This window comes from Corallococcus caeni, assembly GCF_036245865.1.
In the GTDB taxonomy this organism is placed as follows: domain Bacteria; phylum Myxococcota; class Myxococcia; order Myxococcales; family Myxococcaceae; genus Corallococcus; species Corallococcus caeni.
The window spans coordinates 49,757-73,950 of sequence record NZ_BTTW01000007.1; the positions used below are offsets into that span (position 1 = coordinate 49,757).

General features: G+C 68.5%; 14 protein-coding genes and 1 pseudogene. 12 read left to right on the top strand and 3 right to left on the bottom strand.

Annotated elements, in window-relative coordinates:
* Positions 1-114: 114 nt before the first annotated feature.
* Both AABA78_RS27305 and AABA78_RS27310 read right to left on the bottom strand, forming a co-directional pair.
* Positions 115-1,125: a 2-dehydropantoate 2-reductase gene (locus AABA78_RS27305; RefSeq protein WP_338267290.1), complete on the bottom strand. Its 1,011-nt coding sequence runs from the start codon at positions 1,123-1,125 to the stop codon at positions 115-117.
* On the bottom strand, positions 1,122-2,651 hold the full coding sequence (locus tag AABA78_RS27310; RefSeq protein ID WP_338267291.1) for an acyl--CoA ligase: 1,530 nt from the start codon (positions 2,649-2,651) through the stop codon (positions 1,122-1,124). The genes AABA78_RS27305 and AABA78_RS27310 overlap by 4 nt, the downstream gene beginning before the upstream one ends.
* Positions 2,652-2,802: 151 nt before the next feature.
* Here AABA78_RS27310 and AABA78_RS27315 point away from each other — a divergent pair, with 151 nt between their 5' ends.
* The 7 genes and pseudogenes from AABA78_RS27315 to AABA78_RS27345 all read left to right on the top strand — a co-directional run bounded on the left by AABA78_RS27315 (position 2,803) and on the right by AABA78_RS27345 (position 11,013).
* Positions 2,803-3,585: an SDR family NAD(P)-dependent oxidoreductase gene (locus AABA78_RS27315; RefSeq protein ID WP_171412528.1), complete on the top strand. Its 783-nt coding sequence runs from the start codon at positions 2,803-2,805 to the stop codon at positions 3,583-3,585.
* Positions 3,586-3,735: 150 nt separating this feature from the next.
* Positions 3,736-4,704, top strand: a complete 969-nt coding sequence (locus AABA78_RS27320) for a hypothetical protein (RefSeq protein ID WP_338267295.1) — start codon at positions 3,736-3,738, stop codon at positions 4,702-4,704.
* 16 nt (positions 4,705-4,720) lie between these two features.
* Complete coding sequence (locus AABA78_RS27325; protein ID WP_338267297.1) at positions 4,721-5,863, top strand: tetratricopeptide repeat protein; 1,143 nt, start codon at positions 4,721-4,723, stop codon at positions 5,861-5,863.
* A 151-nt stretch (positions 5,864-6,014) separates the two neighbouring features.
* Entirely contained in the window at positions 6,015-9,269 is a 3,255-nt protein-coding gene (locus AABA78_RS27330) for a COR domain-containing protein (RefSeq protein WP_338267300.1), read from the top strand.
* A 173-nt stretch (positions 9,270-9,442) separates the two neighbouring features.
* Complete coding sequence (locus AABA78_RS27335) at positions 9,443-9,652, top strand: hypothetical protein (RefSeq protein ID WP_338267302.1); 210 nt, start codon at positions 9,443-9,445, stop codon at positions 9,650-9,652.
* Positions 9,653-9,863: 211 nt separating this feature from the next.
* A pseudogene (locus AABA78_RS27340) lies at positions 9,864-10,432 on the top strand (imm11 family protein).
* 35 nt (positions 10,433-10,467) lie between these two features.
* Positions 10,468-11,013, top strand: a complete 546-nt coding sequence (locus AABA78_RS27345) for a hypothetical protein (RefSeq protein WP_338267303.1) — start codon at positions 10,468-10,470, stop codon at positions 11,011-11,013.
* A gap of 84 nt (positions 11,014-11,097) precedes the next feature.
* Here the strand turns inward: AABA78_RS27345 and lexA are convergent, their stop codons facing one another.
* Positions 11,098-11,766: a transcriptional repressor LexA gene (lexA, locus tag AABA78_RS27350; RefSeq protein WP_120601829.1), complete on the bottom strand. Its 669-nt coding sequence runs from the start codon at positions 11,764-11,766 to the stop codon at positions 11,098-11,100.
* Between the two features lie 196 nt (positions 11,767-11,962).
* Here lexA and AABA78_RS27355 point away from each other — a divergent pair, with 196 nt between their 5' ends.
* From AABA78_RS27355 to AABA78_RS27375, 5 genes are all read left to right on the top strand, one after another.
* Entirely contained in the window at positions 11,963-15,301 is a 3,339-nt protein-coding gene (locus tag AABA78_RS27355; RefSeq protein ID WP_338267308.1) for a response regulator, read from the top strand.
* Positions 15,298-17,136 (top strand): sensor histidine kinase, encoded by a 1,839-nt coding sequence (locus AABA78_RS27360; protein ID WP_338267310.1) that lies wholly within the window; start codon positions 15,298-15,300, stop codon positions 17,134-17,136. Before AABA78_RS27355 ends, AABA78_RS27360 begins: the two co-directional genes overlap by 4 nt.
* Positions 17,137-17,169: 33 nt before the next feature.
* Positions 17,170-18,168, top strand: coding sequence for a FecR family protein (locus tag AABA78_RS27365; RefSeq protein WP_338267312.1), 999 nt, complete (start codon positions 17,170-17,172; stop codon positions 18,166-18,168).
* A 183-nt stretch (positions 18,169-18,351) separates the two neighbouring features.
* Positions 18,352-20,256 carry an Ig-like domain-containing protein gene (locus AABA78_RS27370; protein ID WP_338268032.1) on the top strand — a complete coding sequence of 635 codons (1,905 nt, stop codon included), beginning with the start codon at positions 18,352-18,354 and terminating at the stop codon, positions 20,254-20,256.
* A 299-nt stretch (positions 20,257-20,555) separates the two neighbouring features.
* Positions 20,556-24,179, top strand: coding sequence for a flagellar motor protein (locus tag AABA78_RS27375; protein ID WP_338267315.1), 3,624 nt, complete (start codon positions 20,556-20,558; stop codon positions 24,177-24,179).
* Positions 24,180-24,194 lie beyond the last annotated feature (15 nt).

The window sequence follows — 24,194 nt, forward strand, 5'->3', positions numbered from 1 at the left end:
CCAACGCTCCTCCCGTCGAGCGAGCATCCGCAGGTCGACCCGTGACTTGCAAGAAGGGGGGGCTTGGACTGGAGCGGAAGCAGGCCGGGAAGAAGGCGCTGGACGCGCTGACGACTAGGTTTCCCCGGGAGCGGGAGGCGTGGCGCGGGGCGGGTAGCCTCCTGCGTGGCGGGCGCGCTCGCGCACCAGGGCGAGGATGTTCTCGCAGGTGGGCATGGGCCTGCCCACGAGCTGGCCCAGCTCCACGACGGCGCCCAGCAGGGCATCAATCTCCATGGGGCGCCCGCGCTCCAGGTCCTGGAGCATGGACGTCTTGTGCGCGCCGACCTGGGACGCGCCTTGGATGCGCTGATCCACGTCGATGAGGAAGCGCGTGCCCAGCGTCTCCGCCACGGCCTGTGCCTCCACCATCATCGCGCGCGCCACGGTGCGCAGGTCCGGCTGGCGGGCGAGGACGTCGAGCGTCGCGCCGGTGAGCGCCGACAGGGGGTTGAAGGCGAGGTTGCCCCAGAGCTTCACCCAGATTTCATCGCGGATTCGGGGGCGCACGGGCGACTTGAGCCCGGCCTTCATCATGAGCTGCGAGAGGGCCTGCACGCGCGGGCTCTTGCTGCCGTCCGGTTCGCCCAGCGTCACGCGGTCGTTGTACGTGTGCACGATGACGCCGGGAGAGACGACCTCCGCGGCCGGGTACACCACCGTGGCGATGACGCGCTCCGGAGGCAGCGTGCGCAGGAGGACGCCGCCGGGGTCCACGCTCTCGATGTGGCGGCCCTCGTACGGGCCTTCGAGTCCGTGGAAGTACCAGTAGGGCACGCCGTTGATGCCGGTGACGAGCGCCGTCTCCGGGCCCAGCAGCCGGGCAATCTGCGGCGCGGCGGCGGGCAGGGCGTGGGCCTTGAGCGTGAGGAACACGTAGTCCTGCGGGCCCGCTTCGTCGGGAGCATCCGTGCAATGCGGATGCACGGTGACCGTCTCGCCGCCGCTGGTGAGCGTGACGCCGTGGGTGCGCATCGCGTCCAGGTGGGCGCCTCTCGCGATGAAGGTGACGTCCGCGCCGGCCTGGAGCAGCTTGACGCCGAGGAACCCGCCGATGGCGCCCGCGCCGAAGATGGCGATCCTCATGACGTGAGCCCCAGCCGCTCCGCGAGTCCGATGCGCTGCACCTTGCCGGTGGGGCCCTTGGGCAGCTCCGTGAGGAAGACGATGCGGCGGGGCACCTTGAAGTCCGCCATGCGTGACGCGACGAAGTCACGCAGCTCGCGCTCGGTGGGGTTGTGGCCCTCGCGCGGGACGACGGCGGCGGCCACGTCCTCGCCGAGCTTCGGGTGGGGCAGGGCGAACGTCACGGCCTGCTGCACGGCGGGATGATCCAACAGCACGGTGTCCACCTCCAGCGGGCTCACCTTCTCCCCGCCGCGATTGATCAGCTCCTTCAGCCGGCCGGTGAGGCGCAGGTAGCCCTGCGCATCGAGCGTGCCCTGGTCGCCCGTGCGGAACCACCCGTGGGTGAAGGCACGCGCGTTGGCCTCGGGGTTGTTCACGTAGCCGGACATGACGTTGGGGCCCCGGATGACCACCTCGCCCAGCGCACCTGGAGGCAGCAGCGTGCCTGCGTCGTCCATGATGGCGACCTCCGGTCCGGCGGCGAGCCCCACCGACCCCGCGTACCGGGGACGCGGTGGCAGCGGGTTGGAGGCCATCTGGTGCGCGGCCTCCGTCATGCCGTAGCTCTCGATGACGGGCACGCCGAAGACGCGCTCCAGCTCCTCCATCACCTGTGGGGGCAGCGATGCGGAGGAGGAGCGGATGAAGCGCAGGCGGTGGTCCTTCAGGCTGTCCGCGTTGCGGCGGGCACGCTCCAGCAGCGCCTGATGCATGGTGGGGACGGCCGTGTACCAGGTGGGGCGGACCTCCTCGAACCAGGAGAAGAAGCGCAGGGCGTTGAAGCCCGGCGTGCACACCACGCGGCCTCCGGCGCCAAGGCTGGACAGCACCGCCGCCACGAGCCCGTGGATGTGGAACAGCGGCATGATGTTGAGACACACATCCGTGGGCCCCAGGCCCAGCTGCGCGCCGATGTGCCGCGCCGAGGCGCTGAGGTTCGCCTGCGTCAGCGGAACCTGCTTGGGCCGCGCCGTCGTGCCCGACGTGTGCAGCACCAGCGCGACGTCGTCCGCGGCGGCGGGCCCGGGACGTTGCGCCCTGCCGGATAACGACGGACTGGCCTTGAGCGTGAAGTGCCCCGCGGGTCCATCCGGCGTCGGGCTCAGTTCGATGAGTGGGAGGCTCCGTGCGCGCGCGACCTCGCGGGCCGGTCCCTCCGTCCCTTCGAGCACGACGAGGGCACGGGCCTGGAGGTCCTCCAGGTAGAACGTGAGCTCGTCCGCGCGATAGGCGGGGTTGAGCGGCGCGGTCGTCGCGGCGCTGGCCACGGCGAGGAAGGCCGCCGCCATCTCCGGCCCGTTGGGTAGCACCAGCGCGATGCGATCACCCTGTCCCAGGCCCCACGCGTTCAACTGCTCGCGGACGCTCGCGGTGAGCTCCCGCAGCGCGCCATATGTCATGCCCCGCCGGCCGGGCGCACCGAGCGCTACATCCTCCGGCCGTCCGCGTGCGAGCAGTGCTTCGAGGGTGTCCATCCGCTCCATGCCGGGCTCCACGTCCTCGGGGTTCCCTTGCCGAATATGGCCGTGGATCCTCGTGGGCAACCGCTTTGTGCGCGGGCCGTCCTGCTCCGGGGATGGCGCCGGAGCGGGGGCCCTGGCGCTCTGCTATATCGGCGCGTCGGGAGGCTTCACCATGTCGCGGAAAGTGGCGCTCATCACCGGCGCATCGGCGGGACTCGGGGTTCAGTTCGCGGAGCAGTTCGCGAAGGATGGGCACGACGTCATCCTCGTGGCGCGCGGCGTGGCGAAGTTGGAGGAGCTGGCTCGCAAGCTGGAGCAGGCGCACGGGGTGAAGGCGCACGTGCTGCCGGCGGACCTGGGCCAGCCCGCCGCACCCGAGCAGCTCTTCGCGCGCGTGCAGGAGCTGGGGCTCGCGGTGGACTTCCTCGTCAACAACGCGGGGTTTGGATCCTCCGGACCGTTCCTGGATCAGGACCTGGGGCGCGAGGCGGAGATGGTGGAGGTCAACTGCACCGCGCTCCTGAAGCTCACGCACCTGTTCGCGAGGCCCATGCGCGAGCGCAAGCAGGGGCGCATCCTCAACATCGCGTCCACGGCGGGCTTCCAGCCGGGGCCGTACATGGCCACGTACTTCGCGACGAAGGCGTTCGTGCTGTCCTTCACGGAGGCGCTCGCGTTCGAACTGGACGGCACCGGCGTGACCGTGACCTGCCACTGCCCGGGTGCCACGAAGACGGAGTTCACCGCGCGCGCGGGCAACGCGGAGTCGCGCCTGTTCAAGCGGTCGGGCGTGGCGGAGGCGCCCGAGGTGGCGGGCCATGCCTACGCGGCGATGATGAAGGGGGAGGTCCTCTCCATCCACGGCCTCCTCAACCGGCTGGCGGCGTTCTCGCTGCGGTTCAGCCCCCGCGCCGCGGTGCGTTTCTTCACGGCGAAGCTCAACCAGCAGGCCTGAGCGGGCAGGGAAGCGGGCACGGAGCCCCTGGGCGCGGGCCGGGAGGAGGGTAGAGTGTCGAGCGTGTTTCGCCCCCCCTGGCTTCTCCTGACGTGCCTCGTGTCCCTGGCGTCACCTGCCCTCGCGCAGGATGGGACGGCTGTCCCCCCAGTGGTTCCCGCTCCGTCGCGGACGCCGTTCACGGTGGCCGTGCTGCCCCTGGAGGCGAATGCGGCGGGGAAGGAGGCCGCGCCGGGCATCACGTCGCTCATCGCCGGCCGGCTCGCGGAGTCGCCCCGGCTGCGCGTGCTGTCCCAGCGTGAGCTCCAGATGAAGGTCGGCGCCGAGCGTCAACAGGAGTTGGTGGGCGACGCCCCTTGCGAGAAGGGGGACTGCGTCCAGGCTCTGTCCTCGCTGACGGGCGCACGCTACGTCCTCACGGGCCGCCTGGACCGTTTCGGAGGGCAGTACCTCTTCACCGCGAGCCTCGTGGACACGGAGGACGGCCGCACCCTCGCGCGGCCGCGCGCGGAGGCCTCCGAGGACGGCGAGCTGTTGCGCGCGGTCGTCGCCGTGTCCGACGAGCTGAGCGTCGCGCTCGATTCGCCCGGCGAAGTCGTCACCGCCCGGCCGCTGCTGGGCGGCGCGGTCGCGTCGTCGCCGGGGGGCGGGCTGACGCTGGGGCTGCGCTTCAACAACAGCTTCATCGACAAGCTGGCGTCGTTGAACCCGGGCGTGGACCTGGAGGTGGGGTACTGGTTCCACCCGGAGTGGCAGGGCTTCGTCCAGGTGGGCTTCACGCTGGTGCGCGCCGGCGGCACCGACGAGGGCAAGGTCAACGTGCTGCCCAGCATCGTGGGGGCACGGCACTACCACCGCCTGGAGAAGACCCTGCGGCCCTACTGGGGCTTCGGCCTGGGCGTGCAGCTGTCGTTCGGCGACTACGGCATCTTCCAGAACACGGGCCCGCTGCCGTCCGTGGTGGGCTTCGTGGGGTTGGAGTACCTGCTGGTGGGCCACGTGGCCTTCCAACTGGAGCTGGGGACGAACATCGCGCAGGCAGTGCTGGGGCTCGCCGACGACGGCGCGGGCGACGGCCTCAACCTGGATGTCAACGCCGGCATCGCGTACCACTTCTGAGTCTTCCGGAGCCTTTATGTCCTCGCGTCTGCGCGCCCTGCCGCTCCTCGTCTTGCTGGCCTCCGGGGCCTGCACCGAACCGCCGAAGATGGATCCGAAGGACCAGGCGGAAGGGCTCTACCTCCGGGGCAACTCCGAGTACCTCCAGGGCAAGTTCGACGCCGCGCTCAAGTCCTTCGACGAGATGAAGGCCCTGGCACCCGGAGACCCGCGGCTGCCCGCCGCGAGGGGCGAGGTGCTCCTGTCGATGAGCCGGCTGGAGGAGTCCGAAAAGGAGTTCGAGGCCGCGCTGCGGTTGGATCCGAAGCGCTCTACGAATTGGAGCCGGTTGGGGTTCATCCAGGCGCAGCTGGGCAAGAAGGACGAAGCGCGACAGTCGCTGCAGAAGGCGCTGGCGCTGCATCCGAAGGACTTCAACGCGCTGGAGCAGCTGGGCGAGCTGGCCGAGGAGCGCGGCGACCACGCCGAGGCCGTGCGCGACTTCACGCAGGCGGCCGAAGCCGCGCCGGAAGCGTCGAAGTCCGACCTGCTGGTGCGGGCGGTGGACGTACTGACGAAGCAGGGGCGGCAGGACGAGGTGCTCGGGCTGCTGCGCAAGGCGACGGGGCAGGGCGTGCGCACGCCGGAGGTGCTGACGGCGCTGGGGGACGCGGAGGTGCGCGCGGGCCGGTTGCCGGAAGCGGCGGCGGCCTACGAGGAGGCCGCGAAGAAGTCGCCCAAGGACCCCACGCTGTGGGAGCTGGTGGCGGAGATCCAGCTCAAGCTGGGCAAGCGCGAGGACGCGCTGAAGGCCTACGGCGAGTCGCTGAAGGTGAAGGACCGCGCCATCGTCCACGTGGCGCTCGCGAGGGCGCACCTGGCGGTGGAGGACCGCGCGGCGGCGGAAGGGGAGCTGCAGAAGGCCCTGGACACGGTGTCGGGGGCGGACGTGGGGGAGATGCAGGAACTCGCGGACCTGCTCACGACAATGGGGCGCAAGCAGGACGCCCTGCGCATTCTGACGAGCCTGGGCTCGGAGCCGGGGCACGCGAAGAACACGGAGTTGCAGCTGGCCACCGCAAGGCTCGCGCAGGACTTGAAGGACACGGCCACGGTCCAGGCCGCGTGCGCCCGGGTGGCCGCGGCGGCGACGGATGGTGGCGTGGTGAAGTGCCCTTGAGGATGCTGGCTCGATGGTAGAATTCTGACAACGCTATGCTCGATCGCACCGTCACTTGCCACAATTGGTTCATTTACCTGTGATTGCAATCTGGCTTGGGTTGGCTTGGTAGACATGCGGTCGAGATGTGCACTTGGCATATGGGTTTGGAATGAACAAAAACAATTCTTCAAATGAAGCTTTCCGGCGCATTGAGGCAGCCATTCGCGGGGGAGGCAAGAAGCTAGAGTTGAGTTGGCTTGGTCTTGACGAGATGTTGGAAGAGATTCGTCATCAAGCCCGACTTTCGTCGGTGGAAGAGATTGACTTGCTGGGTAATCACCTTCGAGGGTTGCCAGGTTGGCTTGGTGAGCTTAAGGGCTTGCGATCGATTGACATTCGAAGAAATCCGATAGGTCGAGTAAATTCTCGTCCTGGAATGACTATTGACTGGGATGTCTATGTGGAAAACAAAGATTCGATCGAACCGGAGCACATCAGGGGATTTCGTCTCGGCTCTCGATTCAAGACTGCGGTTGATGAGATTGGTAATTTCCCAAATCTCGAGATCGTTGATTTCGGCCAAGATGGGCCCAATAACGATTTTGATTCCGAAGAAATGGAGCGAGCCATTGATGTTGTTGTGGAGGCCTTGCCCGGTCTCAAGGAGCTTGAGTTGCTCCATGTCGGGCTGCGAAGAGTTCCAAAATCCATTGCCAAGCTCAGTAAGCTGGAGTCTTTAGATATCTCAAGCAATCCAATTGAGATTCTTCCGGCTTACCTCGTTCATCTGGAGGGTCTGAGGACTTTGTCCTTTGCGGACACGGCGGCGGCCTATATTCCAGATTGGGTTTTTGAACTCTCAAGGCTTGAGGTGCTTCAGGCGGGATATAATGGAATTCGAACCATCCCCAAGGCCATCGGGCGACTTGCGAAGTTGCGGAGCCTATTCGTCAACGACAATCACCTGTCGGATCTGCCAGCGTCGATAGCGGGGCTGTCCGCGCTTGAGTGGATATATTTGTCATACAATCTCTTCAAGAAAATTCCTGACGTGCTGTTTGATGTTGGGAGTCTTGAGCGGATTGCGTTCAATGCTGCAAGTGGCGAGCGCACTGTTTATTGGGCTGCCGGAGATATTCCAATCACTGGGGTGAAGCGCCGGAGGGGAAGGATTCGTGAAGTTGGGGTGGGCATTCTTCGGTTGCAGCGACTGGCTAGTCTGACTCTTGAAGAGCAGCCAATTCAAACTCCTCCGGAAGAAGTGGTCGCGCAGGGCGTTGATGCAATCAAGAACTACTGGAGGCAACGGAATGAGGCGGGGACCGACTACTTGTGCGAGGCAAAGCTCATAATTGTTGGAGAGCCTGGTGCAGGGAAGACGTCGCTGGCGAACAAGATAGTGAATTCGGATTATCGCTTGCGCACGGAGGAGAAGTCGACCGAGGGGATCGATGTTTTGCATTGGGGTTTTCCTGTTAACTTGATTCCCAAGGGCAGTTCTCCTTCTGCCGTGGTTTTGAGGAACTTTAATGTAAATGTCTGGGACTTTGGTGGGCAGGAAATCTATCATGCGACGCATCAGTTTTTCCTGACGCGAAGATCGGTGTATGTTCTTGTTGCTGATGGGCGGCGGGAGGATACGGATTTTTACTATTGGTTAAGTGTTGTGGAGTTGTTGAGTGAGGGAAGCCCGATCATCGTTGTGATGAATGAGAAGCAGGATCGACAGCGGGATATCGACGAGACCGGGCTTCGAGGACGGTTTGCCAATTTGCGCGAAGTGCTTGTGACGAATTTGGCAAGTAACCGCGGACTTGATGAGATCCGTCGTGTAGTGCGATCCCACTTGGAGCGACTTCCTCATATCGGCGAAGCACTTCCCGCAACATGGCGGAGAGTGCGCGAGGTGCTTGAGAGGGATTCGCGAAATTATATTTCTTTGGCCGATTACCTTCGGGTTTGCGAAGAAAATGGGTTTACGAGGCACGAAGACAAGATACAGCTTAGTGGGTACCTTCATGATCTTGGAATTTGCGTCCATTTTCAAGATGACCCGATTTTGAAGGGGATTGTCATCCTGAAGCCTAAGTGGGGGACGGACGCCGTTTATCGTGTCCTTGATGACGCCAATGTCCTCTCCAGGAAGGGACGATTTTCGTCTACAAGGCTCGATGAGATCTGGTCTGAGCCAGAGTACGCGCTTGTCCGCGACGAACTCCTTCAGTTGATGGTAAGGTTTGGGCTATGTTATCGGTTGGAAGAGGGAGATGTGTATATTGCTCCTCAGTTGCTGGGAACTGCCGTGCCGGACTATTCGTGGCCTAGGATGGACGGTATTGCGCTGAGGTATGTGTATGATTTTATGCCCAAGGGCATTGTGACGCGTTTGATTGTTGGGCTGAATCGCCTGATCGCGGATCAAGGGTTGGTATGGCGGAGCGGGGTAGTTCTTGAGCGTGAGGGTAGCCGCTGCGAGATTGTTGAGGATTACGTGCGGCGACAGATTTCCGTGAGAGCGGTCGGGGCCTACTCAAGGGAGTTGCTTGCGATAGTGGACAACGAGCTTGCGCGAATTCATAAGTCATTTCGGCGCCTTCGGTGGAGGGCTTTGGTTCCTTGTCGGTGTGATGTGTGTCGGCAAGGGGCAAGTCCTGAGATGTATGGCGTAGATGTGCTTCGTAGATTTGCCCGTGACGGGCGCAGTATCCAGTGTCAGTTGAGTTATGAGATGGTTGATGCGGGGAGGTTGATTGAGCACAGTTTTCCGGTGTATCGAGAACTTTCGACTATCGATCAGATTAAAGAGTCGGGCGGATTAGTTGTCGCCCAGTTGTCTGGCAGTTCAAGCGAATTAGTCGTAAAGCAGGTTTTTGTTTCGTACGCTTGGGGTGGGGAGAGTGGGGCGGTGGTTGATGATATTGAGCGAATTTTCGGTTCTGGAGGGGTCCGGCTTCTCCGAGATAAGAACGAGGTTGGGTATAGGGATTCAATCCGAAAATTCATGCAGCGTCTGGGGAGGGGGCGATGTGTTGTTGTTGTGTTGAGTAGGGGGTATCTTGAGTCGAAGAGCTGTATGTTTGAGCTGATGGAGATTGCTTCGGCAAATGGCTTTAGGGAGCGCGTGTTTCCGGTTGTTTTGCCGGATGCGAATATTTTCAACGCTATCGGCGTTCTTGATTATGTGAAGCACTGGGAGGTTAAGATTCATGAGCTTGATGGTCGGATGAAAGAGGTTGAGTCTTCTGATTTGGATTGGATCCGAGATGAGATTGACCTCTACAGGAGAATTCGTAGCTTTGTTGCGAAAATTACTGGGGTTCTGCGAGATATGAATGCGCGTAGCCTTGATGTCCATCGAAGTGAGGGATATCGAGAGATTTTGGCGGCTGTAGAGTTGAGTGCTGTCGACAAGCGGGATGATTGACCTTGGGGCTTCTTCTGGAAGTTGTTGAAGCCTTGGTTTTGGCTTCTGTGCGACTTCCTGAGGTTGTTGGGGCTATGCGCGGTCGCCGGTCGAGACCTTTCCTCATGACCTCGCGCTTTTTTGAACTCTCGGATGACGTCTATTGACCTCGGTACTGGCACTTGGATGACTGCATGGTCCTGGTTGTCCGTCGTGTCGTGGCGGTTTTTGCGGACCTTGCTCCCGACAACGTCCATCTCAGTCTCGCCAATGTCGACGGACAAGAAGACTCGTTCGGCATCCTGGTGGCGGCCCGACTGAGCCGCTGCATCGACGAGGCACGATCGAAGGTCCAATTCTGTACTGCAGAGGACGGACTGCCTGAGAAGGTCGGGACGTACTAGGTCGTAGATGATCTGCACATCAACCCAACCCAGGTCGGCGAAGCCAAGGTGTTCCGGCCGGAGGGATGGGCCGGAGCCCTCATTGTCTCAGAGCACATCAAACTAGATTTTGAGCGCATCCGCGCTACAGGAGTGCGATTCACGCCCGTCTGACCCGCCGTCCGGGCCTTCACAAACTGCTCATGCGAAGCGAGTGATTCCGGAGCCATCCATGCCACGGCGCTACTTCCGGCTTCTTGATGACGTCATCATCCCAGGGCGATGGGAGCTGGGCATTCCCCTGGATGCTCAAGGAGACGAGGTAGACGACCCTTCGATGTTCAGGGAGGGCCACCCTGTTCCTCCTCAACAAGCGCTGAGCATTCCCGTGGAGCACCCGGGAACGCCCCTCGACTTCTCTCTGGCGGGTTTCAGCACGCCTGTCGTTCATCCGCGCGTCGCAGCGCTGTTGTCAGAGCTGGCAGCGCAGGACATCCAACTCGTGTCCGTGAACGTCCAGGGCATGCGGAACCGTATTTCATCCTCGTTGCGACCCAGCTCATCCGCTGTATCGATGACGCAGCATCCGAAGAGGTGATCCGCTGGATGCCTCAAGACGGCCGACCAGACCGGGTAGGGCAGTATCGCGACGTCGACGGCATGCGCATTGATCCGACGCAGGTCGGGGATGCACGGGTGTTCCGGACGTGGGGGTGGTCCATCGCCCTCATCGTCTCCGAGGACATCAAGCTCGCCCTGGAACGCATCCGCGCGACGGGAATACGGTTCACCGAAGTTTGATTGTCTCGCCGCGACAGGGAGCCGAGGGGGAAACCATGATGCGCCTGTGCAGTCTACTGGTCCTCGGCCTGACGCTGGCGTGCTCGGAGCCACCGCCTCCACCCGCACCGCGGACCTGGCCCCGTTCCCAGAACTTCGGGCTCGGCACGGTGACCTCCGTTGAACCGGTGCACATCGCCCAAGGCTTCAGCGTCTGGCGCAACGGGCAGGAGGCCCTCGTGCAGGACGGACTGCTGATCCACGTCGAGGTCGCGGACTGGGAGCCGTTCATTCCCCGGGCTGTTTCTCCGCCGTTGTTCGTCCTGGGCGACAGCGTGGGCCTGATGATCCGTACGCCCTTCTCAAAGGGCAAGGCCGTGCTCCTGATGGAAGCACCGCCTCCGGATACGGACATCGCGTTGTGGATGACGGACCCGGGCGTCAGCATGCAGACACTGGCGGGGCCCGCCTTGCGTGACGAGCAACAGCGCGCGCTCGCGCCAGGTGGCGGCTCGGGCGTCAACATCCATACGCCGCCCGCCCATGTGCCGAGGAAGCAATACCCCAGCCGGCGCGAGCTGATGGACGCGCTCAAACGGTGATGGGCCGGAGCGGCCTCGGGGCCTGCCCCGTCCCTTGAGTCTCCCGCCCGGGCTCACCGTGCCCGGGCGGCGTCACCCCCAACCTTACGTCCGGCCGCCCTGCAGCTTCCGGTACACGCCCACCACCTGCCCCAGGATCATCGTGGAGCGGAAGTCCGAGCGGTTCACGTAGATGGGCTGCATCGTCGCGTTCGCCGGCTGGAAGCGGATGCGATCGTTCTCCGGGTAGTAGCGCTTCACCGTGGCCTCGTCCTCGATGAGCGCCACCACGATCTCCCCCGGCTGCGCCGACGGCGTCTTCTTCACGAAGAGGTAGTCCCCGTCGTGGATGCCGTCGTCGATCATCGACTGGCCCTTGACCCTCAGCGCGAACACCTCCCGGCCGTTCACCCCGCCCAGGAGGAAGCTGTCGATCTTGACCGAGTCCTCCATGTGCTCCTGCGCCAGGGCCGGCGCACCGGCCGCCACCTTGCCGAGCAGGGGGATCTCCACCATGCCCGACTCCCGGCTCTTCATCCCCAGGCCCAGGAGCAACCTTGCCCGCTTGGTGGGCACCAGCGAGCGGCTCTGCTGCTCGCCCCGGGTCAGGTAGCCCTTGCGCTCCAGGGCCTTCAGGTGGTCGTTCACCCCGTTGGTGGAGCGGATGTCCATGTGCTCCCCAATCTCCCGGATGGTCGGGGGGAAGCCTCGGACCTCCGTCTCCTTCACGATGAAGGTCAGGATTTCGCGCTGGCGCTCCGTGAGCTCTTCCATGGCCGCACTCCTTCGCTCGGTCGCCCGCCTGCTCTGGCGGTGATGGGCAACAGAATTTCAGTGTCCCATGCTCCCTGAACATACGTGTAGAGTCAATCTGTTCAGTACCCCCACCCATACCCGCCGTGCAGCCCCCGACCTGTCCTTCTCGCGGCTTGAGGAGGCGCGTTGATCTCGGCGTACACTTGGCGCCGCCGTGTCCGACCTCCGCCACACGCTGCTCTTCGTCGATGACGAGGCCGACGTCCTGGACATCCTCAGCCGGATGTTCCAGCGACGCTACCGCGTCCTCACCGCTCCCCACGGCAAGGCAGCCCTGGAAATCCTGCGTACCGAGTCCGTGGACGTCCTCGTCACGGACCAGCGCATGCCAGAGATGACCGGCATCGACCTGGTCAACGCCGCCCGCGCGGAAGGGATGGACGTCACCACGCTGCTGCTGACGGCCTACACGGACCCGCAGGACATCATCGCGGCCATCAACCAGGGGCAGGTGTACCGCTACGTCACCAAGCCCTGGGACGTGAACGACCTGCTCATCACCGTGAAGAACGCGGTGGAGTTCGCTCAGCTCAAGAAGGACAAGGAGAAGCTCATCCGCCAGCTGCACCAGCGGGTGGAGGCCCTCTTCGTCCTCTACGAGGTCAGCCGCGCCAGCGCGAACGACCCGGCCAGCTACGACGCCATCATCGACCGCGTGCTCACCGCCGTGGCCCGCGTGCTGCCGTACGACTGCGGCGCGGCCCTCATCGCGCCGGACGGCCAGCGCGGCGCCACGCTGCGCCTGCGCTGCGTGGGCAACGTGGGGGAAGAGGCGCTCCTGGGCGTCAAGGAGTCCATGCTCGGCGCGTACCGCAAGAGCAGCGGCCTGACGCTGCCGGAGGACCGGGTCATCACCCGCGTCACCGGCACCACCACGAAGGACTCCGCGTCCCCCGTCGTCTACCCCAACCAGCTCACGGTGAACCTCACCGCCGCGGGCAAGCCCGTGGGCATGCTGTCGCTGTTCTCGCACCGCGCGGACGCGTTCACGGAGGACGACGGGCTGCTCCTGGACGTGCTCGCCAACCAGACGGCGGACGCCATCCAGTCGCTGCGGAGCGCGGAGGAAGAGGCCCGCCACCGCATGGAGCGCATGGTCGCGTCCATGGCGGACGGCGTGGTGCTCACCGACGAGAAGAACGACATCGTGGTGATGAACCCCGCGGCCCGCCGCATCCTGCGCGCGGGGGAGGAGGGACAGGTCCCCTCCAACCGCCTCCTGGAGGAGCGCCTGGGCTTCCAGCCGTTCCAGCTGGTGCGCAACCTGGAGTACAGCGGACACCAGGTGCTGCGCGAGGACGTGAAGCTCTTCGAGCGCACCGTGCAGACCACCGTGACGCCCGTCAACGACGCGCGCGGCACCCTGCGCGGCGTGTGCGTGGTGCTGCGCGACATCACCGACCAGAAGCGGCTGGAGGAGCGCAAGGACACGTTCGTGTCCATGGTGAGCCACGAGCTGCGCACGCCTCTCACCTCCATCACCGGCGCGCTGGACCTGGTGCTCAACCGGATGGCGGGGGACATCAACGAGCGGCAGCACCGCTACCTGTCGCTGGCCAAGGACTCCGCGGAGAAGCTCAACAGCATCGTGGACGACCTGCTGGACCTGTCGAAGTACGCGCAGGGCCGGCTGAAGATGAGCTTCGAGCGCATCTACCTGGAGGAGCTGGTCCAGCGCGTGGTGGAGAAGTACGGGCCCGCCTTCGCGGAGAAGCGCATCCGCGTCGTGCCGCTGCTGCCGCAGCACCCGCTGCGCGCCATGGTGGACCCCAACCGCGTGAACCAGGTGCTCAACAACCTGCTCAACAACGCGGTGAAGTTCACGCCGGAGGGCGGCGAGGTGCGCGTGGAGCTGCGCGCCACGTCCAGCCTGCCCGGCTACGTGGTGCTCTCCTGCTGGAACAGCGGCGACCCCATCCCTGAAGAGAGCCTGGAGCGCATCTTCGACCGCTTCGAGCAGGCCCGCACCCAGGCGAACCGCACCGTGCGCGGCACCGGCCTGGGCCTGCCCATCTGCCGCAACATCGTGGAGGCCCACGGCGGCCGCATCTGGTCCGAGCCCTCCCACGACGGCGTGCGCTTCATCGCCGTGCTGCCCACCGAGCCGCCCCCGGACATGCTGTCGCAGGCGGCCGTGGACACGCTCCTGCCGTCGCCGCAGCCCATCCGCGCGGACTCGCGCGGCAAGGTGCTCATCATCGAGGGCGAGCCCGAGGTGGGCCACATCATGAAGGCCCTGCTGGGCGCCCGGGGCTACCGGGTACGCCTGGCGGGCTCCGCGGAGGAGGGGCTCTCCGCCGCTCGCAACCTGCACCCGGACGTGGTGCTGGTGTCGGTGCGGCTGCCGGACGTGGACGGCCTGCGGCTGGCCGAAATCCTGCGGCATGATCCGGAGACGCGCCGCGCGCCGCTGCTGCTCACCTCCGCGTTCGACGAGCGCCAGCGCGCCTTCCGGGCCGGCGCGGACGCGTTCCTCGTGCGCCCCCTGGCCGGCGACAAGCTGCTGGCCACGGTGGACTCGCTCGCGCGGGGCCGCGCCGGGGCGCAACACGGGCGCGTGCTGGTGGTGGACGACGACGTGAAGATCGCCTTCATCTGCCGCGAGGTGCTGGAGGGGCTGGGCTTCGAGGTCGGCGTCGCGCACAGCGTGGAGGAGGGCCGGCGCTCCCTGCGCGAGCGCAGGCCGGACGCGGTGCTCCTGGACGTCACGCTGCCGGACGGCGACGGGTTCGCGTTCCTGGAGGAGATCAAGGCCGAGCGCGCCAGCGGCCACATCTCCGTCATCTTCATCTCCGCGCGCACGGAGACGTCGTCCAAGGTCCGCGCGCTGAAGCTGGGCGGGGACGACTACATCACCAAGCCCTTCGACGCGCTGGAGTTGGGCGCGCGCGTGGAGAGCATGCTGCGGCGCAAGGAGCAGGAGCTGTCCTCGTCGCCCACCACGCAGCTGCCCGGGTCCACCGCCATCGAGCGCGAGGTGCAGCGCCGGCTGGGCGCGCGCCAGCCGTTCGCGTTCTGCTACCTGGACCTGGACAACCTCAAGGCCTACAACGACTACTACGGCTTCGCGAAGGCGGACGGCGTGGTGCGCCAGACGGGCGACCTCATGCGGGAGATCTTCCAGCAGGAAGGCGCCCCGGGGGACTTCCTGGGCCACGTGGCCGGGGACGACTTCGTGTTCATCACCTCCGTGGAGTCGGTGGACCGGGTGTGCCAGCGGGCCATCGAAGCCTTCGACCGGATCATCCCGCTCTACTACGACCGGCATGACCGGGAGCGCGGCCACATCGAGGCGGAGGACCGCTTCGGGGAGATGCGCCAGTTCCCCATCATGAGCGTGTCCGTGGTGGCGGTGATGACGGACGGCGTCGCGCATGACCACGCGGAGCTGGCGCGCCGGGCCGCGGACATGAAGAAGCGGGCGAAGGCCATTCCCGGCTCCGTCTTCCTGCGCAGCGACCTGGAGCGCGTGGTCCGCTCCGTCACCGGATGAGGCTCTACCAGCAGCTCATCCTCTTCATGCTCGCCGCGACGGTGCTGCCCCTGGCCATCGTGGGCTTCCTGTTGCTGTCGCGCTCGGAGCAGGCGCTCGCGCAGCGCATCGATGATCAGCAGCGCGAGCTCGCCACCGCCACCGCGGAGGCGGTGGAAGCCAGCCTGATGGAGGTCGTCAACGGCCTCGCCCGGTCCGCGGAGCTGCTGCCCTGGGAGCGCGCCACGCCCGACGAGGTGCGCGGCATGCTGCTGCTCCTCTACGGCCAGTCCACCACGGTGAGCGCGGTCATCCAGGTGGACGCGAACGGGCAGCCCCTGGGGCCCGCCGTGTTCCGGAGCGCGGAGCCGCTCGAGCGCCATCCCGCCTTCGACCCCGCGAACGTCCCTCAGCTGGCGCACGCGGTGCCGGTGGAGCAGTTCCGGGACGGGGGCAAGGGCCAGGCGGCGCTGGGCAGCGCGTACGTGCACGCGGGCTCGGGCGTGGCCGCGGTGGCGGTGGCGGTGAAGCTGGGGGCTTCCGAGGAGGCGCCGTACGCCGTCGCGGAGCTCGTCTTCACCCAGCTGGAGGCGCTGCTCGCGCGGCGTGCGAGCGATGGGCAGCGGCTGGACGTGGTGGACACCGAGGGGCGCGTCCTGGCCAGCTCCCAGGCCGGCCGGCGCATGGCGGCGCTGGAGCCGGAGCTGCGGGAGGCGCTGACGTCCGTCCAGGGCACCGACGGCGGACGCGGCTTCCAGCTGAAGGACCCCGCGCGCCGGGTGAGCGTGGCGTGGGTGGACACGCTGGAGATGGGCGTCGTCGTGACGGAGGACGAGGCCCTGGCGCTGACGCCGGTGCGGGAGCTGCGCACCACGGTGCTCGCGTCCGTGGCGGGCGCGCTGCTGGTGCTGCTGGCCCTGGGAGCGCTCTTCACCCGGCGGTTGGACCGGCGGCTCTCGCAGGTGGTGCAGGGCGCGGAGGCCTATGGTCGCGGAGAGCTGGAGCGTCGCCTGCCGGTGGAGGGCCAGGACGAGTTGAGCGAGCTGGCGTCCACCTTCAACCGCATGGGTGAGGAGCTGGAGGCGTCTCGCGCGCGGCTGATGAGCTGGAACGACGACCTGCGCGTCCGGGTGGAGGAGGCCACGGCGGACCTGCGGGCGGCGCAGCTGCAACTGGTGGAGGCGCAGAAGCTGGCGGCGGTGGGCCAGCTGGGCGCGGGCGTGGCGCACGAAATCAACAACCCGTTGGCCGGCATCCTGGGCAACGTGCAGCTCCTGCTCCTGGACCGGGCGGCGGACGACACGGACTTCGAGACGCTGCGGAAGATCGAGCAGAGCGCCAAGCGCTGCAAGGAGATCACCCAGAACCTGCTGCGCTTCTCCCAGCAGCGCGAGCGCCCGGACCTGCGGCCCGTGGACCTGAACGCGGTGGTGCGCGACGCGCTGAGCCTCACGGAGAACCAGACGCGCGGGGAGGGCATCGACCTGGTGACGGAGCTGAGCGCGGAGGTGCCTCGCGTGAAGGCGGACCCCGGGCACCTGTCGCAGGTGGTGCTGGCGCTCTTGTCCAACGCGCGCACCGCGATGATGAAGACGCCGGTGAAGCGGCTCACGCTGCGCACGGGCGAGCGCGACGGGATGTGCATCCTGGAGGTGGAGGACACCGGCAAGGGCATCGCGGAGAACATCCGGCCGCGCATCTTCGAGCCCTTCTTCACCACCAAGGACGTCTGGTCCAATGTGGGCCTGGGCCTGAGCGTCGCGTGGCGCATCATCACGGAGGCCGGGGGGACGCTGGAGGTCCGCTCGGAGGCAGGGCAGGGGGCCCGCTTCACCATCGTGCTGCCCCGGGCATAGAAGCCGCCGGGGTGTGCTAGCTAGGGGCTTCGCATGGCCGCTCCCCCATCTCGCAGGCGACAGGTGCCGTTCCTCGTCGGGCTCGTGCTCATCCTGGCCGCGCTGCCGGTGGGCTGGTTCCTCTTCCTGCGAGAGACGCCCGCTCCGCTGCCGCCGCCCCCGCCGCCCCGCGCCGCCGTCACGGCCGCGGAGGCGAAGAAGGCCGTGGAGCTGGTGCTGAGCTCCTTCGAGGGCACCGTGGAGGTGAAGCACGGCCAGGGGCAGTGGGAGCCTGCCCGGAAGGACATGCCGCTGCGGCCCACGGACGTGGTGCGCACCGGCCGCGGGTCCTGGGCGGTGGTGCTCAACGGCGAGTCCGTGGAGCTGCGCATGGAGGCCGACACGGAGATCTCCGTGGAGGAGCTGTCGGACGAACTGTCGAAGGTGCTCCTGGGCAGCGGTCTGGCCACCGCCACCGTGCGGGGCCGCCCCAACGTCCGCCACACCTTCGTCCTGAAGGCGAAGGGCGGCGACGCGGAGGCCAGCACCTCCCAGGGTACCTTCACCATGACCAACAACGGCAAGGGCACCGTGAGCGTGGGCACCCGCGAGGGTGACGTGAAGCTGACGGGCAAGGAGGGCAAGTACGTCATCGTCCGCGCCGGCCAGCGGTCCATCGTCCGTCCTGGCCTGGGCCCTACCGAGCCGTCCCCCATCCCCAGCACCGTGTTCCTGAAGATGGAGTGGCCCGCGGGCAAGACGCAGCGCAAGCCCGAGGTCGCGGTGGCCGGGCGCACGGAGCCGGGCAGCCGGGTGACCGTGGATGGCGTCAGCGTGCCGACGGACGAGGAAGGGAACTTCACGGTCAACGTCGCGCTCAAGAACGGCAACAACAAGGTCCAGGTGAGCGCCGTGGGGGTGGGTGGCGCGCGCGAGGACGCGCAGCGCGAGCTGACCCTGGTCGAACCGCCGCCGCCGAAGAAGAAGAAGCCGGGGACGATCGAGGTCGATTCCCGCATCTTCAACGAGAGCGTTGGCGCCCCCTCGCCCTGATCCACCAGACGGGCCCGTGGGTCCTCCTGGGACGGGCCCACCTGCTGGGTGGGGCGGGAGGGTGGAGCCTTCCCCGGGGCCGACGGGCGGCCCCTTCCCGTGGCCGGTGGCAGCAAAGTGGTGCAGTCCCGGCGGAGGGCCTTGTAGAGTCGGGTGGCCCTGGAACGTCTCCTGCTCTCCGCGCTGGTGTTGATCTGTGCCCCGGTCTGGGCGGCTTCGCTGGAGCTGCTCGGCCCGGACGTGCCCGTGCCTCCGGAGGGCTTCACGGTCGCGGTGGTGCGCCGGGACGCGGGGGGCCAGCCGGTGGCGTTCACCCCGTCATCGGTGACGGCGGAGGGCGCGGAGCTCAAGCCCGGACCGGACGCTCCGCCGCTGCGCACCTGGGTCGTGGTGCCGAAGGCCCTGTCGCGCGAGGTGGTGGTGCGCGTGAAGGGCGACGGCGAGGAGGCCCAGGCCCGCTATGACGTGGGGCCGCCCGCGAGCCACATGGCGCTGTCGCTGGAGCCCGCGCTGCCCGTGAAGGGGCGCGACACGGAGGCGACGCTCACCGTGCGGCGACTGCGCCCGGATGGGACGCCGGACGACAGCGGCGCGCCGCCGGTGCTGCGCGCGAGCACCGGGCAGGTGAAGGACCTCCAGCACACGGGGCCGGGCACGTACACCGCTCGCTACGTGCTGCCCCTGACGCGCCTGCCCGAGGCGGCCATCCTGGTGGCGCTGTCCGCGTGGCCGCATCCGCAGTCGGTGCATGGCGCGTATGGCCGGCTGCTGGTGCCGCTGGCGACGTCGGTGGACCTGCCCGGCCGGAGCGAACCCGGCGGTCAGGTGTCGCTGGAGGTGGCCGGCAAGCGCTTCGGGCCCGTGCCGGTGGACGCGGACGGACGCTTCGTGCTGCCGCTGGTGGTGCCCCCCGGCTACTCGCTGGCGCGGGGCGAGGTGAAGGACGATTCGGGCCACGTGGAGCGGCTCGCCATCGACCTCCAGCTGCCGCCCACGGATGGGCTGGCGTGCGTGCTCAACCCGCAGCGGCTGCCCGCGGACGGCGTGTCCCAGGCCCGGCTCTTGTGCGCGACCAGTGATCCGAAGGGGCTTCCAGTTGCGGACGCGCGCGTCACGGTGAAGGCGAAGTACGGCCGGCTGGAAGGGCCCCAGCGCGACACGAACGGCATGCTGGAGTGGCGCTACACGGCGCCTCGCACGCTCGCGGAGGATGAGCGCATCGAAGCGGCGTGGCCGCAGCGGGGCCCCGGCTCGCGCGAGTCGCTGCCGATGCAGCTGGTGCAGGGCGCGGTGCGCGACGTGACGGTGTCGCTGCCCGAGCCGCTGGTGCACGCGGGAACGACGGCGCGCGTGGTGGTGACAGCGCGCGATGCGGCCGGGCAGCCCCGCGCGGATGCGAAGGTGGCGCTGTCGTCGCCCCTGGGAACGGCGGGCCCGGCGGTGGAGTCCCCACCGGGGACGTTCACGGTTCCCTGGACCGCGCCGCAGGAGCGTTGGGGGCAAAGCGCGCAGGTGACGGTGCGCGCCTACGGCCCAACTGGCACGGAGCCCGCGCGGCTCGCGGTGTGGCGGCGGGACCAGGCGCTCGTCGCGGGCGTGGTGGACCTGGCGGGGTGGCCGGTCCCCCGGCAGCCGCTCCGGGTGAACGGCGCGGAGAAGGTGACGGGGGACGACGGGACGGTGGACGTGGGCGCGGTGGTGCCCGGCAGGGTGCGCGTGTCGCACGGCGTGTGGCCAGGGCTCGACGTCACGGTGCACGTGCTGGGGCCGCAAGGGCCGGTGTTCCCGGAGTCCGTGCCGCTGGTGCCCGCGCCCGTGGTGCGGCAGGTGCAGGTGGCGCCGCCGCTGCCAGTCAACGTGCGGGTGCGCGTGGAGGGGGCGCGGGTGTCGTGCTGGGTGGAGGATGCGAGCGGCCAGGTGCTGAAGGACCGGCCGGTGCACGTCGCGCTGTCCGAAGGCGAACGGGGTGACGAGTCGGTGCAGGACGGGCTCACGCGCTTCACCGTGCGCGGCGCGCGAGGCCCCGTGAGCGTGTCCGTGGCGGACGTGCGCACCGGCGTGACGGCGGTGGAAGAGGTGCGGCCTTGACGTCTCCGCGCCCGGCGCATGGCGAGGTGCTCGCGACCGTGAGCGGCCGGGAGGAGGCGCCTTCGTGCGGCGAGCCGGCTGGATCCACCGGAGGGGTCGCGCCCGGGACAGGTGATGTCCGAACCGGGCCGCTTCCGTGCCAGGAAGCGCTCACGGGCTTGCGCGTGCCCGGGATGGCGAAACGCGATGCCCGGGCAGGAGCATCGGCGTGCCTGTCCGTGCCCATGTCCACCGGCATGCGCGGGCCCATTCAAGTGACACGCGGGGCTCAGCCGGAACTCGAAGACAAGTCACGCCGGATGCCGAGCTCGGCACGGGCCTGGCGGATGGCGGCTGGCCACTGCGCCGCCCTGGTTTGGGTCCTGCTGTCGTCCGTGGCGTCCGCGCAGGCGCTGTCGTCGGACCTGCCCGCGCAGGCGTCGACCATCGCGGGGCGCGTCTGCGTGGACGTGGACGGCGATGGCCTCTGCGGCCTCGACGAGCCCGGGCTCGCGGACGTGCGGCTGGTGCTGGCCACCGGCCGCGAGGTGCGCACCGATGCCTTCGGCCGCTACCACCTCACCGGCGTGGACTCGCGCGTGCCGGACCTGACCGACGGCCCGCACCTGCGCCCGGGACGCCATGCGCTGAAGGTGGATCCGCGCAGCCTGCCGCCGTCCAGCCAGGTGGTCCCCCGGACCGCGACCGTGGAGGTGCCCTGGGGCGCCGCCGTCCTCCAGGACTTCGCCGTGCGTCCTCCGCCCGCGCGCCCCGCCGCGCCCGCCACCACCGCCCCCGTCCGTCCCCCCGAGGCCCGCGTCGCCAACGGAGGCCTGCGCTTCGTCATCACCGGACAGGCCTCCCCCGGCGACCGGGTCCGCGCGGGCGACGTGGACGCGACCGTGGAGGAGTCCGGCGCGTGGCTTGCGACGGTGCCGCTCCAGCCGGGAGGCAACGCCCTCGCCATCACCACCACCTCGCCGGGCGGCGAGGTGGTGTTCACGCAGCAGTCCTTCGACGTGGTGCGACGCGGCGAGCACGGCTGGCTCGTCATCCCTCGCGAGCGGCAGCGCCTGGGCGCCGTGCGCGGGCTCTCCGCCGACGCGCCCCTGCCCGCGGGAGACACGTTCCTGCCCCTGGAGGTGCCTCCCGGCACCCAGGTGACGTCTCCCGACGCGAGCCTCCGAGCGGGCCCCGACGGCGAGGTCCGCCTGCCCGTGCGGCTGGTGCCGGGCCGAAACACCGTCCCCCTCACGCTGGCTCCCCCCGCGCAGGCCCCGAGCACCGTGACGGTGTCCGTCGAAGCGCGGACCCAGGCCTTCGCCGTGGGCCTGCTCGACGTGGAGGCCAGCATCGCGCCGGCCGGCGGCGGCTTCCGGCTGCGGGGCCGGGGCGCCCTTCACGGCGAAGCCCAGCTGGGGCCCGTCCAGGTAGTGGGCGAGCTGGACCTGAGCGACACCGACCTGCGCCAACTGCACGACGCGCCGCTCGCGGACTGGCTGCGCCCCCGGCTGCCCGAACGCTTCGACCGCTGGCCCGACCCCGACCTCGTGCCGGCGGAGTGGGGCGATGCCTCCGTGTCCCTCACGCCCAACCCCGCCGAAGGGCGCCTGCGCCTGGAGGCCCGGCACGAGCAGCACGGCCGCGCGGGCTTCGGCACCTACCGCGCGCTGCTGCAGGACCGCGAGGTGGGCCGCTACCACCGCCCCCTCTTCGGCCCCTACGCGGAGCTGCGCGAACAGCTGGGCCCCGTGCGCGTGGGCCTGGACGTGTTCGCCGGAGGGCTGCTGGACCCCACGCGCGGATTGGCCGCGACGCCCGCGCACGAGGAGCTGGGGGCCACCGGCGGCAGCCTCTACTACCTCGGGGGCGGCACCGTGGCGGAGGGCTCCGAGTTGGTGCGCGTGGAGGTGCGCGACGGCGTCACCGGCCTGCCCCTGGGCGAACAGCATCTCATCCGGGGCCGCGACTACGACATCGACTACCTCGCGGGCCGCATCCTGCTCGCGCGCCCGCTGTCGTTCCTCGCCGGCGCGCCGCTCCTGCGCACGGACGCGCTCACCCAGGCGCCGGAGCCGGTGCTCGTCGTGGACTACGCCGTGCTGCACCCCGGCGATCCGCGCGACTCCGTGGGTGGCGAGGCCTGGGCGCAATGGCGCGACTCCACCGTCGGCCTGTCCGCCGTGCGTGAGCGCAGGCTGGGGGCTCCCTTCCAGCTCTTGTCCGGGCGGGGACAGACGAAGCTGGGCGGCTACTCGCTCCTCGCCGAGGCCGCCAGCAGCCGGGGCCTCGCGCTGGCGCCGGGCGCGCTCGGCGTGTCGGCCGACGGCGGTCTGAGCTTCCTCCGCCCGGTGGGCACGCAGGACGACCACGGCGGCGCGGTGGGCCTGCGCCTGAGCGGCCCCGGCGTCCTGGGCCCCGCATATGGCGGCTCCGTGGACGCCGCGTGGCGCGAGCGCTCCCGGGGCTTCTCCGACGGCGCGCACCTGGACGTCGCCCGCTTCCGGCAGCTGTCCCTGCGCGTCACGCAGCCCGTGGGCCCGGTGGCGCTCACGCTCCTGGGCGACGAGCGCCGCTCGGCGGATCCGCGCCTGCCCTTCGAGGACACGCCCTTCGGCGCCCGCACGCTGGGCGCCGCCGTGGGCTACGAGCGCGGCGACTGGGGCGCGCGCGTGGAGCTGCGCGACAGCTGGCTGCGCGCCACGGACGTGCCCGGGGAGGGCGACGCGCAGGAGGGCGGCCGCACGTCCCTGGGCGTGGCGGGCCACTACGTGCTGTCCCCCCGCCTCACCGTGTCCGCGGGCCACCGGCAGCGGCTGCACGAGCGCGGCGCTGGCCCTGGCAGCATGGACGACACCTTCACCTCCGCGGGCGTGGCCGTGGCGCTGGACGACGACGCCACCGTCGGTGTGAAGGGCGGCTGGGGCCCCGAGCTGGGCCCGCAGGCCTGGCTGGATGCACGCGTGCGGCGCGGCCAGGAGACGTACTACGGCGGCTACTCCGTGGACGTGGACGGGCCGGACTTCGGCGCGGGCCGCGCGGTGACGGGCGCGCGCACGGATGTGGGGGACGGCACCACCGTGTTCGTGGAGGACGTGAGCGCGCACGACGCCATGGCGGTGCGGCGGGCCCGCGCGGTGGGCTTCCAGTGGGCGGCGGGCCAGAGCGGCTTCAGCGCGGGCGCCCGCTACGAGCGCGGCGTGCGCCACCCGCTGGACATCGCCAGCGACCTCACACGCGACGTTGCCAGCGTGTCCGCGCAGTGGCTGCGCGAGCGCTTCCGCGCGGACGTGCGCGCGGAACTGCGCCACGAGGAAGGCACCCCCGCGCGCGGCACCTCCGGCCCGGTGGACCGCACCCAGGTGGTGCTGGCGTTGGCCGCGGAGGCCCAGTTGATGAAGGACGTGACGGCCTCCGGACGGCTGGATTTCGCGCACACCGCGGGCCGGGACGGCCTGGAGGCCCGGTTCGCGGAAGGGTTCGCGGCGCTCGCCTGGCGGCCGGGCCCCTGGCTGGTGGTGGCCCGCTACGGCCTCACGCGCGAGCTGTCCCCCGGCGCCCGCTTCGTCTTCGGGGACCGGGTGCTCCAGACGGTGTCGCTGATGCCGGCGGTGCGGCTGGGCGAGCGGCTCTCCGTGGCGTCCGGCCTGCACGTCGGGCGCTCCAGCCTGGGGCCGTCCTCGCGCTGGGTGTGGACGGGCACGCTGCGGCCCGCGGTGCGGGTGCTGGGCGGACTGGAGGTCGCGGTGGAGGCCGCCCGGCGCACGTCCGCGGCGGATGGCCAGGGCCTGAGCGCGCTGCGGCCGGAAGTGGCTTACCGGCTGGACGAGCGCCTGCGGGTGGCCCTGGGGTACACCGTCCTGGGCTTCAGCGGCTTGGGTCTGGAGGCCAAACCGGAGGATGCTCCGGATCGCCTCTATCTCCGGGCGGAAGTGGCCTGGTAGTCGCCGGGCAGAGGG